Here is a 15,577-nt window from a genome sequence, read left to right as displayed (position 1 = left end):
TCCGTTATATTATTTTATGAGGAACATCCTCCGCCGCCACAGCTTGCGTCGCCGCTGGAGCAACTGCTATCTCCACCACTATTTTTATCGCTACTAGTTGCAGATCCGCAAAAAACAGCACTTGTACATCCACTACTAGAATTCGAAGCAGATGAGTACAAATAAGCCTTTGCCATTAACCAATATTGGTCATAGTAATAGATTGAATAAAACACCATAATTAAAGAAGTACTGGAAAAATCACCGTATTGCTGTTGTTTTGTGAATGCTCCTTTTTCGTTTCGTTTATGCATTTCATCTGCTTGATGGGATTGTTCTTTTAGCCTAGTTATTAAGTAATCTACAATCTGATTTGATTCCTCTGTAATTTTGAAATATTTATTTTTCAAGTATTCCTTATCCTTGTATTTAAATTCGGTAATTAATGCTGGATTTAGTGGGCTCTTAAAGAAGTCTCCCCAAGTCGACCAGCTATATGTTGTAACTTCAAACAATTGCGAGAATACCCAATCAAAGAACGCACGCTCATCAGGGTTCCCTCCACCTTGTACATTTGGTTTATGATGTAACATACTGCCATTAAATTTTTCTGAAAAATTTTGATAGGCTTGCGTAAACATCAACATTTCATGCCAAACATCATCTACTTCTTCACTATACATCGGAACAGTTTTTAACACTCCCGTTAAAATAAAAAACCGTTTCAGTTCAAAAATACGCCATTCTAATTCGTCTTCTGAAACTTTCGCGTTTTGTTGTAAAAACCGTTGCTTTACTTGATTTATATACTCATCAGGAAGTGCTAACTCTAACTGGGAAATTAATGGTTGAATTGAGGTGTTTTCAATAGCTCCTAAGTTTTCCGGTATATTTTCCTTTTTTAAGTTTTTGGCGGGCTTTGTTTTTCTAAAAATACCTACTAAGGCTAATACGACAACGAATAAAATTAAAATAAAAATAACAACTGTTTCCATCTTATCTCCCCCCTTTATTCTTTTTATTAATACGATATGAAACGTTTAAAAGTTTCATTTATTAAATAATACATAATATTAAAAAAGCATCCTTTAAAAAGGATGCTTTCCATTATGGTAATCTTCTACCTCTAGAAGTAACGTACAAGTTATACCATTGTTCTCTCGTCATTTTTTCTGAAACAGGTACAGCGTCTTGACAAGCTACAATGCGGTCTGGATTTGTCGTACCGATGACAGGTTGAATCATTGCAGGATGGCGCATTAACCAGCCTAGTACGATAGCTTCCCTTGTTGTTTCTAGTTCTTCCGCCATTCTAGCTACTAACGCCGCTGTATTTCTTTCTGCTTCTGTTTTAATTTCTTCCTCTCGACCGGTGAAGACACCTTTTCCTAATGGAGACCACGCTTGGATTTGTATATCTTTTTCCATACTATATTCTAAAAATCCATCTGTGAAATGGGCTGAAGTCCCTTCGTGTTGGTTTACTAATACACCTTGGTCCACCCAGTCTAATTTGCGCAAACTCATTTCTAATTGATTTACGATGATAGATTCGTTTGTATACGTTTGCAGAAGTGCTACTTGTGCTTTATTCATGTTGGAAACACCGAAGTGTTGTACTTTCCCTTCTTTTTTCAGAAGTTCAAACGTTTCTGCCACTACTTCTGGTTCCATCAATGGATCTGGTCTATGTAATAGTAAAATATCTAATTGTTCAATGTTCAATCTTGCAAGAATACCATCGACAGAGTTTATAATATGCTCTTTTGAAAAGTCATATCGACCTGGCCCAGCATCATCTTCGAACCGAATGGCACATTTACTTTGAATGACCATTTGCTCACGTAGGCTTCTATTGTTTTTCAACACTTCACCGAAAACCTTTTCTGCTTTTCCTCTCGTATAAATATCAGCATGATCAAACATCGTAATTCCTGAAGATAATGCCGCCTCTACCGCTTTCTCCGCTTTTAACACTTCTTCTGATGAAAACGGCGAATTGTCCCAGCCTCCACCAAATCCCATGCATCCTAATACTAATCTACTGTTTGTAATATTTCTTTTTTGTAACGGCATTGTTCTCATAACTAATCATCCTTACTTTTTAAAAGATATTAATATTGTAAGAAATAAATGGTGGGGAAGCAAATAGTTATTTTCCTTTTAGTGCCTCTCGAATATGAAACATAACAAAATAAAGAGCTTGGGACATAACTATTTTTATTAAAGTAAAAGACGAACAAATAAAGTAGTTTGGAAATAACCCGCTCCGGAAATATACTTCGCTTTCCGCGGGCGGCTGGTGAGCCTCCCGCTGGAGTCCACGTATATTTCCTCCGCTAGTTCAGCGATTGTTCGTTTTTTTATCATGATTATATTAGTTTTGTCTCAACCTCTTTGTAGTTTTATAACTGTTTCCTCCGCATTTTCCGCTTTTGATATGGCCGATATGACTGCGACACCATCCGCTCCAGCTTCCACCACTTCTTTTGCATTGGAAATGTTAATTCCACCAATGCCGACGATTGGAAGGGTAACACCTGCTTCACGAATGGCAGTTATGACAGATGGTCCTTTCACTTCTTCAATATCTTTCTTTGTTGAAGTAAAGTACATCGGTCCTACGCCGATGTAGTCAGCACCAAGTTCTACCGCCCTTAAGGCCTCTTCCACATTATGTGTAGAAACACCGACTATTTTTTCATTCCCTATCTTTTCCCGAATGGACGTAATGTTACCGTCCTCTTGGCCGATATGTACACCGTCGGCATCGAGTTGTATCGCTAGTTCTACATCATCATTTACGATAAATGGCACTTCATACTCGTTACACAACTCTTTTAATCTTGTACCCAGCTCTAACTTTTCAATACCAAGTTTAGCTCCTTCGCCTTTTTCTCGATATTGAAAACATGTTACACCTGCTTCTAATGCCTCTTTCAGCACAACTTCCGGGTTACGATCACAATTGTTACTACCCATCACAAAATATACTTGCATATGTTTTCTTAAGATGTTCATGAGTGCACCGCCGCGTTTCGATATGCCCAATGATTCGTAGGACCGTGTCCACTGCCAATTCCTAATTCATCTTTTATTGCAGCATGGATAAAATCTTTTGCTACTTTTACTGCTTGTTCAACGGTCTTTCCTTTAGCTAATTCAGCAGTTATAGCGGCCGCAAACGTACAACCTGTTCCATGAGTATGACGAGTAGAAATTCTCGTACTCTTTAACTCTACAAAGCTTTGGCCATCAAATAATAAGTCCACTAGTTCCTCTTCTTCGCCGTGGCCACCTTTCACTACAACGTAATCGGCACCAAGTTTATGAAGAACTTTTGCTGCTTTTTTTCTAGCCTCGATTGTGTGTAGGGACAACTCTGTAATTACTTCTGCTTCTGGGATATTTGGAGTAATAACAGTTGCTAGAGGAATTAATGTTTCACGTAAAGAATTGATTGCCTCTTGTTGTAAAAGCTTTGCTCCACCTTTCGCAATCATGACCGGATCGATTACAACGTTGCCCCAATTAAACTCCCTAATATTGTTTGCCACTGCTTCAATTAGCTCGCTATTAAACAACATTCCCGTTTTAAGGGCATCCGGACGTAAATCAGCCTCAATAGAATTCATTTGCTCTATTACGGCTTCAAGCGGAAGGGCATAAACACCTTGTACACCTAACGTATTTTGTGCTGTTATTGCTGTAATTGCCGACATCCCGTAAACATTTAATTCTTGAAAAGTTTTTAAATCTGCTTGGATACCTGCTCCGCCACCACTATCAGAGCCAGCGATTGTTAACGCTTTTTTCACCACAGTCAGCCACCTACCCTACATATCGATAATAAATACTTTTTGCTTCCGTTATGTCTTTTGTCCCGTGGACAATAGCTCGCCCATCTTTAAATAAAACGAGACGTTGACTACCAATTTCTACTGATAAAAGAAAAGGATTTCGATCCACTTTTAACCCTTGGTCCGCAAATACCGATTCTATTTCTTCAAGATTTCTTTCTTGGTTCGTGTTCGGTCTAATTTGTACAGAGTCTCTTCCACAAAGCACCGCTGTTTTCGTTTGATTTTCGTAAGACAAGTATGGAAAGCTCCGACTTTCCCCACATGATAGACAAGAAGAATCTTTCATACGGTTTACGTCGATGGAAGAATAGCGATTTTCCCAAAGGTCGAACGAAACTAACTTTTTCCTTAAACTTTTTTGATTACCAGTTAATATTTTTAACGCTTCCGCTACTTGGTGGGCAACAACCATTTGTACTCCTGGAGAAATAACTCCCACCGTATCACAAGTAGCACCACCTAACGGAACGGACTTTAATAAACATTGTAAACAAGGTGTTTCTCCTGGAAGAATCGTATAGGAAATCCCATAACTACCGACACAGGCACCATAAATCCAAGGTATATTATATTTTTGAGATAGGTCATTAATAATAAAACGAATATCAAAATTATCTGTTGCATCTAAAAGTAAAGAAACACCATCTATTAACGGTTCTAGTAAATCTGGTGTAGCATCTCCGACGATTGCTTCTATTTCAGTAGATGAGTTAATTTCTAGTAGTCTCGTTTTAGCAGCAACTGCTTTAGGAATTTTATGTTCAGCATCTAATTCCCCGTATAGTTGTTGGCGCTGTAAATTACTCCATTCTACGTAATCTCGATCGATAATCGTCATTTTCCCGACCCCAGCTCGAGAAAGTGCCTCGGCAATACCTGTACCGAGTGCACCTGCTCCCACTATGAGGACATGCTGTTCCGTTAATTGCTTTTGTCCATTTACCCCAATTGGTTTAAATAGTATCTGTCTAGAATAGCGTTCCATTAGCTAACACTCATTCCTTCAGTTGGGCTACTAGCAGTGGCATAACGTTTTTTCTCCATACGCCCAGCCTCAAAACCTAACCTTCCTGCTTCAATTGCTAGTTTCATTGCTTTTGCCATTTTCACTGGGTCTTTTGCAGCCGAAACAGCGGTGTTTAATAAAACTCCATCTGCTCCTAACTCCATCGCCTGAGCAGCATCAGCTGGTGAGCCAACTCCCGCATCCACAATAACTGGAACGTTTGATTGCTCGATAATAAAGCTTAAGTTGAGCGGATTGATAATTCCTTGACCAGATCCAATTGGAGAAGCTCCAGGCATTATTGCGTGTGAACCTAATTCTTCTAGTTTGCGAGCAAGTACAACATCATCTGAAGTGTACGGTAAAACGATAAACCCTTCTTTTAAAAGCTCTTCTGTTGCTTTTAACGTTTCAACAGGATCTGGTAATAACGTTTTCCAGCAGCCAATTACTTCTACTTTAATCATGTCACATAATCCAGACGCTTTTGCTAATTTTGCAATGCGCACTGCTTCTTCCGCTGTTTTTGCCCCAGCAGTATTTGGAAGTAACGTATATTTCTCTAAGTCTAGTTTTTCTAAAAAGTTTGGTTGACTCGGTTCAAAGATGTTCATGCGACGTACCGCAAACGTTAAAATTTCTGATTCGGATACCGCAACCGCTTCTTTTTGTACTTCAAAGCTCGGGTATTTACCAGTTCCTAATAATAAACGTGATTCAAATTCATATGGTCCAATTTTTAACATGTTCATCCGCCTCCTACAAAATGTACTAATTCTAATTGATCGCCTTCTGCTAACGTAACTGATGGATGCGATTCTTTTTGTAAAATATCTCGGTTCTTTTCTACAATGACTACCTTTTGATCAAGGTGAAAATGTGCTAGCAAATCTTCTACTGTTCTAATATCATTAGGTAACTCTATTAGTTCACCATTTATCGTTACTTTCATGTTGTTATCACCCCTTTCAATCGTTCAAACGTAAACGCCTGTAAATAGGAAGGTAGCGTATGACCATTCATCATATCCGCAATAAGCTTTCCACTAATTGGGGATAGTAAAATACCGTTCCGATAATGACCTGTGCAGATAAATACGTTTTCTATTGTTGGGTGCACTCCAAGAAACGGTAACTCATCTATCGTTTGCGGTCGTATTCCAGCCCACGCCCTTTCAAACTGAGCTCGTTGAATGTCAGGCAAAATGTCTATGGACGCTTGAATCAAGGATGAGATTGCCTCAACGGAAACATGTTCCGAAAAACTATTAGGTATAGAAGTTGCACCAATAATTAAACGGTTTCCGCTTTTTGGGACTACGTAACACCGTTGTGAAAAGATGGTACTTTTAATGAGTGGCCGTTCTGTTATAACAGAAATACACTCACCTTTTACTGGATAGGTTGGTAGATTTATATTCGCTTCCTTCAATAAACGGGCACTCCAAGCTCCGTTAGCAACAACGATGTTTTCGCCATAAAAAGCACCTATATTCGTATGAACACCTGTTATCTTCCCACTCGATTCGATGAACGAATATACTTCTACAAACTCTTTAACAGTTGCACCGAGGGCGACCGCACTTTTGCTAAATGCCTGTGTAAGTTGCACAGGATTAACATGCCCATCATTCGGTATGTCCATAGCTCCGATGATACTATCACTTAATGATGATTCCATTTGTAGTGTTTCCTCACGGTCGAGCCATTTTGTATTCTCTCCGAATGAACGTTGTGCTTCAATTACAGATTGCAAATGAACTTTTTCCTCATCTGTTTTTGCGACTTTCAGCAAGCCTTCTCTAACAAGCTCGATATCGATACCACACATCTCTTTTAACTCTTCTTGTAATCTAGGAAACATTTTTCTACTTTCCCTTGCTAGTTCAAACATTGGTCCAACTTCCGTCAACTCTACTTGAGCACCTAGCATCCCTGCTGCCGCTTTTGACGCTCCTTGGCCAACGGTTCCTTTTTCTAAAAGAAGGACGTTTCTCCCTGACTTTTGTAAATAGTAGGCTGCTGCATTTCCGATCACTCCACCACCAACAACGATTAGGTCCCAATTGTTATTCATTTCTCTCCTCCTTCCACATAGCTGCTATGACTTTCTTGAAACCTTTTTGCCATCAATACTGGGTTTTTGCTCTCCATTATTCCACTCATCACTGCAACACCGGAGGCTCCGGTGGAAGCTACTTGTTTTAAATTCTTTGGTGTAATTCCACCAATACCGATAATTGGAACAAAACTATTCTCAACCATTACTTTAAGGTTATCTATCCCACGTGGTTGCTGCCCTAGTTTTGAGGATGTAGTAAAAATATGGCCGTATAGTAAAAAGTCCGCACCGTTTTTTTCTGCATATGCTGCTTCTTTTATCGAATGGACAGAGCATCCAATTTCTAACCTAGGAAAAGCCCGCTTTACTAACTGTACGTCTAAACTATGAAACGCAAGCTGGACACCACGCACCGAAAATGCTTGTGCAACATCAACTCGATCATTTACGATTAATTTGTTTGCAGGAACTCCACTTTTTAATATTTGTTCCAGTAATTGTGCTAGCTCTCTTGCCGTTTTTTCTTTTTCGCGAATATGTATTCTGTCTACATATGGATGGATACTTCTTAAAATGTTTGTTAACTCTTCGTTCGTTTTCTTTCCATCTGTAATAACATGTAGCTTCATAGATTGATAATCTCCTTTGTAATGCATATAGCGTTGACACTTACCTTAAAATCTACCTGTAAACTATGGGAGCCTTTAGAGATAGTCCGTTCCTCTTCGCTGCGGGAACTTGCTTTCCGCGGGGAGGGAGTCGAGCCTCCTCGGGCTGCGCCCTGCGGGGTCTCGACCTTCCCTCTTCCTCCCGCAGGAGTCAAGTTCCCTCCGCTCCGATCCACTCTCTGTTTTAAATATTAGTACTACAATCTTTACTAAAAGACGTCATAGAACAAATCCTTACTAGCATAATACTAAACAAAAAACCACTCTTTTCGCCTAAGCGTAAAGAGTGGTTTGTATGAATGAATAGTATATTTCTATACAATATATTTACCCACTTCCCTACGCTGGTATTAACCAGATCAGGTTCGAAGGGTCTGGAAACAATTTATTCCATCTCAGTCATTTCGACTCCCCTAGTGAAAAGTTCTTATTAAATTGTGTAAATAAAGTATAGCATACTAACCAATTTTTTTAAATAAAAGTGAACTTAATATCTAACATCCGTTATCGAAAAGTAAGGGAAAAAGGTAGCTGAAACAAAAGAGATAAGTAATACCATTAATAAAACTGTTGTAAATATTACGTCATTTTTTGAGTACTCTACTTGATAATAATAGGTGCGATTTTTTTGTTGTGAAAATTTTTTTGCTTCCATCGCCACTGCGATTCGATGCGCCCTTCTGATGCTTTGTGATAATAAAGGTATACTATATAAAGTGACCTTTTGTATGATAGCTTTCATACCTTTTTCCTGTTTAATCCCTCTAACTTTTAACGCTTTTTGTAAAGTAAAAAATTCTTCTACCATAATTGGCAGGAGCCGAATAGACGCGAGAAAACTGTAAGCATACTTTGGCGGTAGTTTCCATTGCTGCATAAGAGAATAAAATAAAAGAACCGGCTTCGTTGTTAGCGCGAATAGTAAACCTAAAAACGCAAACACTAATGCTCTTAATCCAATATGAACTCCTCGATAAAAGCTTTCTTCACTTATGTGAACAATGCCTAATTGAAACCATGTTGTATCACCTTTACCGAACAAAATCATCGTCACAGCAGAAGAGAAAAATAGAATGGTAAATGGTAGGAGAAGAACGACCTTTACCTTCCAACTATGTCCCGTTGACGTTATATAGAGCAATAACATAAATAGTGTCATATTCACTAATACATTTATGTTATGTATGAAGAGGACCGCTACAAAGAGGAGGACAATTGCTATTAACTTGAAACTCGGATTCACTCGATGCAACCACGTTTCGTTAACTTGTAATGACCATTGCATCGTGTACGTACCTCTCTTTCTCTATTACTTCTACTACTTCTCCACTCTCCACTACTAACACTTTATCTGCAAAATGCTCAACAATATGCTCATCATGTGTAACCATCACAACACATACCCCCTCTTCTTTGAGCTGTTGTAACCATTCAAGCATCGAAAAAGTATTTCGACTATCCTGACCGAATGTAGGTTCATCTAAAAGGAGTACACTCGGACGATGTACAACCGCTGATGCCACACTTAGCCGTCTTTTTTGTCCAGTTGAAAGCTCGAAAGGGTGTTTTTTTCGTACATGTGTTAAATGAAAATTGTCGAGCAGTTTTTCTACTTTATTATTTCTCTCTACTTCCGATACACCTTTTCGCAATAGCGTATATCCAATTTCCTCTTCAACGGAATGCGTAACAAATTGAAATTCAGGGTTTTGAAAAACAAACGTCACTTCTTCTTCGTAATTTTCACCGAAATAATGAAGCTCACCTTTCGTTTTTAAAAGCTTTCGAATCGCCTCTAATAGGGTACTTTTTCCTGCGCCATTTTTTCCGATAATCGTTGTCCATTGACCTTTATGGAACGTAACATCCTCCACTGAAATTTTACACTCTTTTCCTCTAAAACCCTGAAAATCGTGTAGAGATATAATCGATTCTCCCTTTTCTGGATTTTGGTTTAAATTAGTTGGATCAATTACTTCCTCCCAAACTCCAGGATACCAAATGCCATATTCTTTTAACTTTTCCTTGTATTGCGAGAAAACTTCTAAAGTAGCTCCGTCCGCTATGATTGTTCCTTTATCGTCAAAAACGACTACCCGCTCTACCCAATCTAACAGATAGTTTAATTTATGCTCGACAATAATGACTGTCTTTTCTTCTCCTACCCGTTTAATTGTGTCCCACACTTCCTTTGTTCCTTCTGGGTCTAATAGCGCCGTTGGTTCATCTAAAAATAAAACATCTGGTTCCATTGCTAAAACAGAAGCAATCGCTAGCCTTTGTTTCATTCCACCAGACAGTTCATTTATTTTCGTGTGGGGGTGTGGAAGCTCTAAGCCTACTTCGTTAAGTAAGTAATTTATTTTACAGTCCATTTTTTCTCTCGGTACCGCTAAATTTTCAAGTACAAATGCAAGTTCCTCGTCTACATAAGGCATGCAAAACTGAGAATCCGGGTCTTGGAACACATAGCCCCAAGACTCCGGTGTTATTATGTTATCCGCACGCATCGGTACTTCCATTACAGTCGGTATTAACCCAGAAATAACCTGTAATAGGGTTGATTTCCCACACCCTGAAGGACCGAGGAACAAAATTTTCTCGCCGTGTTTACAAGAAAAAGAGACATCGTGGAAAAGCATTTCATCCCCTGCATATTTTAGACGTAAATTTTCCACTTTAATTTGTGTCATGACTCTCTCCTTTTAATGCGCTTTAATTTAAACGTTTCAAAATCCCTCTTTTTGCTATTTACTCAAAGACTCATAATCTTCTTTACTAGCTGGTCTTAATAGTTTCGTTACCCCTGTTTTTTCTAATGCTTTCACTAATGCATACGCAACAAAGCCGGTGAAGAAAATGCCGCCTACAATGCGGAAAAATACTTTTAATGTCACACTCCACCATACTAAATCTAATAAATATCCTCGGAACAAATCTAATAAAAGTGACCCTACCGCTGAACTAGCTCCAGCAAGAGAAACGACTAATAGATCAAATCGTTTATAGCGAAAGGAGGCAAACACTGCTTCTGCAAATAATCCTTGTACGATTCCGTATACTAGTACGATTACACCGTATTCTGACCCCATTAATAGTTCACCAGATGCCGCTGCCACTTCTGCTAAAAATGCAACACCGGCTTTTCGAATAATTAAATACGCAACAGCAGCAGCAATGAACCACATACCGTATACTAACTCATCAATATGTAGTCCAAATGAGCTCATAACCCCACTCACTGGACCCCAAATTTTATATACAATCCCAAAAACGATGGAAATTAATATCGTTACTAATATATCTGTTAGCTTTAAATTTTTTTTCATTCTCGTAATCTCCTACTGCTTTACTTTCGCTTGAACTGGCCAACGTTCTAATGTGTAAGCCATTTGCCAAAACGAATATTCATATTGGCTACTCAACAGGAAATACTCTTTCATTCTTTCTTTTTCTCCCTCTGTTGCCTTTTCCGCTAATTCATCTAATCTATCAATTTGCTCTTCCACTAATTGACGGAACCAGTCCCCTCCGTAGGCGGCAATCCATTCTTGATAGATTGGTTCTTCAGGAGTTGAACCTTGTAACCTTTCACCAATTTCATAGTATAACCAGTAACACGGTAATAACGCTGCGATTACTTCTCCTAATCCACCAGTTAAAACTGCACGGTACATATGGGATGTGTATGCGTAAGCAGTTGGTGCTGGTTGGAAGTTTTTATGTTCTTCTTCCGAAATTCCTAGACGTTTTGAAAAATTTTCATGTAGTGACAGTTCAGCTTCATACGTTCCTTGTGCGTGTGCAGCAAGTCTAGCAGTTGTTTGAAGGTCAAATGCTTTCCCCCCTCCGTATGCTTGAACTTTTGCAAAGTGACTTAAATAATATGCATCTTGCATTACGTAATATTTAAAGCTTTCCAAGGAAAGTGTTCCATCAGCAATTCCTGTAACAAATGGATGTTGAAAGCTTGCCTCCCATATATGATCTGCTTCTTTTCTAATTATTTGTGAAAATTTCATCCTAATCATCCTCCTAGATACATTTTGTTGCTTCGGAATTAAATAGTGGGCCCTACTATTTTTTCCGAAAAAATAAAAAACCACCTTCTTCGCATGTGCGCAAAGAAGGTGGTTGATTAAACATAATGATATGTAGTTCATGCGAGGAAATAATTCATGCATGAAAATACAACCGTCCACTTCCCTACGCTGGTGTTAACCAGATCAGGTTCTAAGAGTCTTAGAGTCACACTCTAATCTCAGCCTTGTAAAGGCACCCCTAGTGGTCTTAATTATTAAATTTTTAAGGTGTTTTCTGATAATTATCATATCAGTTTATTTTAAAATGTCAAAAGGTTTTTTCTATATCTATATCGAAAATAGGTTAGCGTTTTAAGTCAGACCGTTCCTCTTCGCTGCAGGTACTCGCTTTCCGCGGGGAGGGAGTCGAGCCTCCTCGGCTTCGCCTGTGGGGTCTCGACCTTCCCTCTACATCCCGCTGGAGTCTCGCACCTTCCGCTCCGTTACACTCACGGTTCTAAACTTGTGTGAAAGGCGAACCTTATAAGATCCATCGGCCTTGGTGCAGTTTTTCAATAGGTTTACTTTTGCAATATTAAATATTTATTTCGCTGGTTTCATCTTTATTACTCCGATTCTTTTTCTTAAACATTTTCTTTCCTACTTTCCCGATAGTAGAGAATAGTTTGCAAACGGCTGGGATGAGTAGGAGTGTGATAAAGGTTGCAAATAGTAAGCCTGATATGATTACGGTTGCCATTGGTGCTTGGTAGTTACCTGATGTTCCTGAAGCTAACGCTAAAGGTAACATTCCACCAGCTGTCGTTAATGTTGTCATAAAGATTGGTCGAATACGGTTTTTCCCAGCTTCTATTAAGGCATTTTCAATTTCCTCACCTTGATTACGAAGTTGGTTAGTCCGGTCGATTAATAAGATTGCATTATTCAATACAATTCCAATTAACATAATGATACCCATCGCTGACATGATACTTAGCTCTCTTTGGGTTAGAACTAAACCTAAAATTACTCCAACTATCGTCATCGGTATGATTGACATGACAATAATAGGTTGGATTAAATGATTAAACTGCACAGCCATCACTAAATACACTAAGAAAATTGCTAACCCTAAGATCATCATCATTTCTACCATTAATTCCTGTTGCTGTTCTAAATCACCAGCTGCCGCAACCGTATATCCAACAGGTGTTTCAAATTTTTGAATGACATTTTGAACTTCTCTATTAATAGATCCTAAATCTTTTCCTTCCATGTCTGCAGAAATAGAAATATATCGCTCGCCATCTATATGAGTAATTGCATTCGGCGTGTTTACACTTTTTAATTGAATAAACTCAGATAGTTTACTTGTTCCGTCGTTCGTTGGAATTTCCAGGTTCAATAAATCAGCTTTTCTGTTTATTCGCTCCTCCCATGTTACGATTAAGGGAAGCGTTTCGTTATTAACTGTAACCTCTCCGATTGGAAAATGCAGAAAAGCTTGCTCGATCATTTGTCTAATTTGAAAATTCGTTAGGCCTGCCTCTTCTATCGCGTTCTCGTTTAACTCTATTACTTCTTCAATAGATGTTCTTTCTGCGGAATGGGAGATTCCAACAACTCCATCTATAGCTTCTAGTTCTTGTATAAACTTATCCGCTAACGATTGTAATTGTTCAAAGTCGTCTCCTTTAATATTAACTTGGACAGGTGACGCACCTCCTGCATCCATCGAACTTTGCACTCCAACAATTGGTTGAGTTTCTGTTAGCTCACGAAGGGAGCGAAAGATTTCCTCATTTACTTCCTTTTGCTCTCTTGTAATGTTTTTATCCTTTGTCATGTTAATGATTGCAAAAATATACGTTCCATCGTCTATTATATAGTTGGATTCCACATCCGTAATCGAACTAAGTCTTTCATTTATTTCTTCTACTACAGTTTGTTTTTCTTCAGGTGTTATTCCTGATTCCATTGAAATAACTAATTCTGCATAACGATTAAATACGTCAGGCATAATAGTCATCGGTATTTTTGTTACTAAAAAAAGAGAACCAACGAACATTAGAAAAAATATGCCGATAACAGCGATACTATTTCTCGTTTTCTTTACAGTCCAAGAAACGAGTTTACTGTATGTTTGTAGCAGTTTCCCTTCTTTTTTTACTGCCTTTTTCTTTTTTAGCTTTAAAAATTTTTCCGCAAGTGCTGGAATTAAAGTAAATGAAACGACAACGGAACTAATTAATGTTACCGCAACTACTACGGACAGTATGATCATAAACTGGCCTAACTCTCCGCCGAGTAAGCCAATTGGCAAAAACACTACTATTGTCGTTAACATAGATGCAATAACAGCCGTTGCAACTTCTTTTACTCCTTCTAATACAGCATCTAATTTTTTTAAACCTTGTTCCCTTTTACGATATATTGATTCTAAAATGACGATAGCCGAGTCCACCATCATCCCTATCCCTAAACCTAAGCCTATAAGTGTTAAAATGTTTAAGCTGTAATCAAGTAGCCACATACAAATAAATGTTAATAGGATTGATGTTGGAATGGAAATACCTACAATGAATGTTGCACGTAAATTTCGTAGGAACAATAGTAAAATAATAACTGCAAGTATTCCACCTATTAAAATATTGTTTGAAACTCCATCAATTGATTCTTGTACGTAATCAGCTTGAGAAACAATAAAATTGACGTCGAAGCCTTTTACCAATCCTTCTTCTTCAATTTTCTTTACTTCTTCTCGAACTGCATTCGCCATGTCAATTTGAGTAACATTAGCTACTCTTCCGACTTGCACAAAAATAAAATCTTTCTTTCCATTTTTCCAAACGTCAGAGGAGTTTTCTTTAGGCATTAAAGTAATTGTACTTACATCTCCTAGTTCTACAAAGCCATTTAAAGACGGAAGCTTCATACTTCTTATATCTTCCACATTTTCAAACTTTGTGTTCCAACGAAGAGACGGTGAATCTTGTTCTTCTTTTATCGTTCCAAGTGTTGCTTCACTATTATTTTGTTGAATAAAACCGATTACATCGGAAATTACCATTCCTTCACTAAGTAATTTTTCTTGTTTAAACTCTATTATTATTTCATTTTCTTGAATTCCGGTTAATAAAACATCGGAAACTTCTTTTAAATCTTCTAATCTTGGCTCTAATATTTCTTGTGCAAAAACCGTCATTTCTTCCAGGTCGCCACCAGACACATCCATAAAGAAATCGTACGGTTGATTTGTACTATATTTACCTGTAACCACATCACGAATACCTGTTATATTAGCGGTAGTACTACTTACGATGGTTTCTAGTTCGTTATATACCTCATCTCCACTGCCACGCTCAAAAAACACATTAATACTACTCACACCTATATTGGAAGTTGAGCTAACGCTATCAACACCATCGATTGCCATAATGCTGTTCTCAAGCGGACTAGTGATAGAGCGCTCCACTTCAATGGATTGCATATCATCGGCATAAATGACAATGTATGCTCCATCAAAATCTATTGGTGGAAATAACTCTTTATCTAGCTTTTGCAAAGAAAACGTGCCAATTAATAGCACAAGCACCGTTAACAAGCCGACTAGAATTTTTCGTTGAACAATCATTTTAATAAATTTCATCTTTCCATTTTCCCCCTATGTTCCCAACTTTCTATCCTCTCGCATTATATCCTAAAAAAGTGTGAAAATTACTACTTTTACAATATATTTACAAAAATATAGCTAGAGACAGAGACCTACATAAGACTGTAGGAGAAGAGAATATAGGTCTTAGGTTTTACAGGACGGAAATAGCCTTCTAAAAATCTAGTTCATTTAAACGTCGTTGCAAGTGCTCGCTTTTCCTTCAGAGGGAACAGGAAAGCGAACTTGTCCATTACAATTCAATTATGTATTCTAAATATGACCAAACTAAAAACCCGCTTTTATTGGTAGCGGGTTTTTAGCAA

General features: G+C 38.1%; 14 protein-coding genes and 2 riboswitches. All 14 genes read right to left on the bottom strand.

Annotated elements, in window-relative coordinates; genetic code table 11:
- Nucleotides 1–14: 14 nt before the first annotated feature.
- Nucleotides 15–974: a glycine-rich domain-containing protein gene (locus tag O1A01_RS05550; RefSeq protein WP_270065765.1), complete on the bottom strand. Its 960-nt coding sequence runs from the start codon at nucleotides 972–974 to the stop codon at nucleotides 15–17.
- A gap of 112 nt (nucleotides 975–1,086) precedes the next feature.
- Complete coding sequence (locus O1A01_RS05545; RefSeq protein WP_270065764.1) at nucleotides 1,087–2,064, bottom strand: aldo/keto reductase; 978 nt, start codon at nucleotides 2,062–2,064, stop codon at nucleotides 1,087–1,089.
- Between the two features lie 303 nt (nucleotides 2,065–2,367).
- On the bottom strand, nucleotides 2,368–3,000 hold the full coding sequence (thiE, locus tag O1A01_RS05540; RefSeq protein ID WP_270065763.1) for a thiamine phosphate synthase: 633 nt from the start codon (nucleotides 2,998–3,000) through the stop codon (nucleotides 2,368–2,370).
- Nucleotides 2,997–3,800 (bottom strand): bifunctional hydroxymethylpyrimidine kinase/phosphomethylpyrimidine kinase, encoded by an 804-nt coding sequence (gene thiD / locus O1A01_RS05535; protein ID WP_066417179.1) that lies wholly within the window; start codon nucleotides 3,798–3,800, stop codon nucleotides 2,997–2,999. The genes thiE and thiD overlap by 4 nt, the downstream gene beginning before the upstream one ends.
- Before the next feature lie 10 nt (nucleotides 3,801–3,810).
- On the bottom strand, nucleotides 3,811–4,827 hold the full coding sequence (locus O1A01_RS05530; RefSeq protein ID WP_270065762.1) for a thiazole biosynthesis adenylyltransferase ThiF: 1,017 nt from the start codon (nucleotides 4,825–4,827) through the stop codon (nucleotides 3,811–3,813).
- Complete coding sequence (locus O1A01_RS05525; RefSeq protein ID WP_066417184.1) at nucleotides 4,827–5,594, bottom strand: thiazole synthase; 768 nt, start codon at nucleotides 5,592–5,594, stop codon at nucleotides 4,827–4,829. The genes O1A01_RS05530 and O1A01_RS05525 overlap by 1 nt, the downstream gene beginning before the upstream one ends.
- A gap of 2 nt (nucleotides 5,595–5,596) precedes the next feature.
- Complete coding sequence (thiS, locus tag O1A01_RS05520; protein WP_066417187.1) at nucleotides 5,597–5,800, bottom strand: sulfur carrier protein ThiS; 204 nt, start codon at nucleotides 5,798–5,800, stop codon at nucleotides 5,597–5,599.
- On the bottom strand, nucleotides 5,797–6,924 hold the full coding sequence (gene thiO, locus O1A01_RS05515; RefSeq protein ID WP_270065761.1) for a glycine oxidase ThiO: 1,128 nt from the start codon (nucleotides 6,922–6,924) through the stop codon (nucleotides 5,797–5,799). Before thiO ends, thiS begins: the two co-directional genes overlap by 4 nt.
- Nucleotides 6,921–7,538 carry a thiazole tautomerase TenI gene (gene tenI / locus O1A01_RS05510; protein ID WP_270065760.1) on the bottom strand — a complete coding sequence of 206 codons (618 nt, stop codon included), beginning with the start codon at nucleotides 7,536–7,538 and terminating at the stop codon, nucleotides 6,921–6,923. Before tenI ends, thiO begins: the two co-directional genes overlap by 4 nt.
- Nucleotides 7,539–7,896: 358 nt before the next feature.
- Nucleotides 7,897–8,002, bottom strand: a riboswitch (TPP riboswitch).
- A 62-nt stretch (nucleotides 8,003–8,064) separates the two neighbouring features.
- Complete coding sequence (locus O1A01_RS05505) at nucleotides 8,065–8,862, bottom strand: energy-coupling factor transporter transmembrane component T family protein (protein WP_270065759.1); 798 nt, start codon at nucleotides 8,860–8,862, stop codon at nucleotides 8,065–8,067.
- Complete coding sequence (locus O1A01_RS05500; RefSeq protein WP_270065758.1) at nucleotides 8,840–10,270, bottom strand: ABC transporter ATP-binding protein; 1,431 nt, start codon at nucleotides 10,268–10,270, stop codon at nucleotides 8,840–8,842. The genes O1A01_RS05505 and O1A01_RS05500 overlap by 23 nt, the downstream gene beginning before the upstream one ends.
- Before the next feature lie 54 nt (nucleotides 10,271–10,324).
- A complete protein-coding gene (locus O1A01_RS05495; RefSeq protein ID WP_066417200.1) occupies nucleotides 10,325–10,906 on the bottom strand; it encodes an ECF transporter S component in 582 nt (193 codons plus the stop codon).
- A gap of 12 nt (nucleotides 10,907–10,918) precedes the next feature.
- On the bottom strand, nucleotides 10,919–11,599 hold the full coding sequence (gene tenA / locus O1A01_RS05490) for a thiaminase II (protein ID WP_066417202.1): 681 nt from the start codon (nucleotides 11,597–11,599) through the stop codon (nucleotides 10,919–10,921).
- A gap of 164 nt (nucleotides 11,600–11,763) precedes the next feature.
- A riboswitch (TPP riboswitch) is annotated at nucleotides 11,764–11,870 on the bottom strand.
- Between the two features lie 324 nt (nucleotides 11,871–12,194).
- Nucleotides 12,195–15,248 (bottom strand): efflux RND transporter permease subunit, encoded by a 3,054-nt coding sequence (locus O1A01_RS05485; protein WP_270065757.1) that lies wholly within the window; start codon nucleotides 15,246–15,248, stop codon nucleotides 12,195–12,197.
- Between the last annotated feature and the right edge of the window lie 329 nt (nucleotides 15,249–15,577).

The sequence above is a fragment of the Sutcliffiella sp. NC1 genome (assembly GCF_027594365.1).
GTDB classification, from domain to species: Bacteria; Bacillota; Bacilli; order Bacillales; family Bacillaceae_I; genus Sutcliffiella; species Sutcliffiella cohnii.
This window is presented reverse-complemented; position numbering and strand designations above follow the sequence as displayed.

Coding starts and splice junctions, on each gene's coding strand:
- O1A01_RS05550 (WP_270065765.1), bottom strand. CDS start 974: ATGGAAACAGTTGTTATTTTTATTTTAATTTTATTCGTTGTCGTATTA.
- O1A01_RS05545 (WP_270065764.1), bottom strand. CDS start 2,064: ATGAGAACAATGCCGTTACAAAAAAGAAATATTACAAACAGTAGATTA.
- thiE (WP_270065763.1), bottom strand. CDS start 3,000: ATGAACATCTTAAGAAAACATATGCAAGTATATTTTGTGATGGGTAGT.
- O1A01_RS05530 (WP_270065762.1), bottom strand. CDS start 4,827: ATGGAACGCTATTCTAGACAGATACTATTTAAACCAATTGGGGTAAAT.
- O1A01_RS05525 (WP_066417184.1), bottom strand. CDS start 5,594: ATGTTAAAAATTGGACCATATGAATTTGAATCACGTTTATTATTAGGA.
- thiS (WP_066417187.1), bottom strand. CDS start 5,800: ATGAAAGTAACGATAAATGGTGAACTAATAGAGTTACCTAATGATATT.
- thiO (WP_270065761.1), bottom strand. CDS start 6,924: ATGAATAACAATTGGGACCTAATCGTTGTTGGTGGTGGAGTGATCGGA.
- tenI (WP_270065760.1), bottom strand. CDS start 7,538: ATGAAGCTACATGTTATTACAGATGGAAAGAAAACGAACGAAGAGTTA.
- O1A01_RS05505 (WP_270065759.1), bottom strand. CDS start 8,862: ATGCAATGGTCATTACAAGTTAACGAAACGTGGTTGCATCGAGTGAAT.
- O1A01_RS05500 (WP_270065758.1), bottom strand. CDS start 10,270: ATGACACAAATTAAAGTGGAAAATTTACGTCTAAAATATGCAGGGGAT.
- O1A01_RS05495 (WP_066417200.1), bottom strand. CDS start 10,906: ATGAAAAAAAATTTAAAGCTAACAGATATATTAGTAACGATATTAATT.
- tenA (WP_066417202.1), bottom strand. CDS start 11,599: ATGAAATTTTCACAAATAATTAGAAAAGAAGCAGATCATATATGGGAG.
- O1A01_RS05485 (WP_270065757.1), bottom strand. CDS start 15,248: ATGAAATTTATTAAAATGATTGTTCAACGAAAAATTCTAGTCGGCTTG.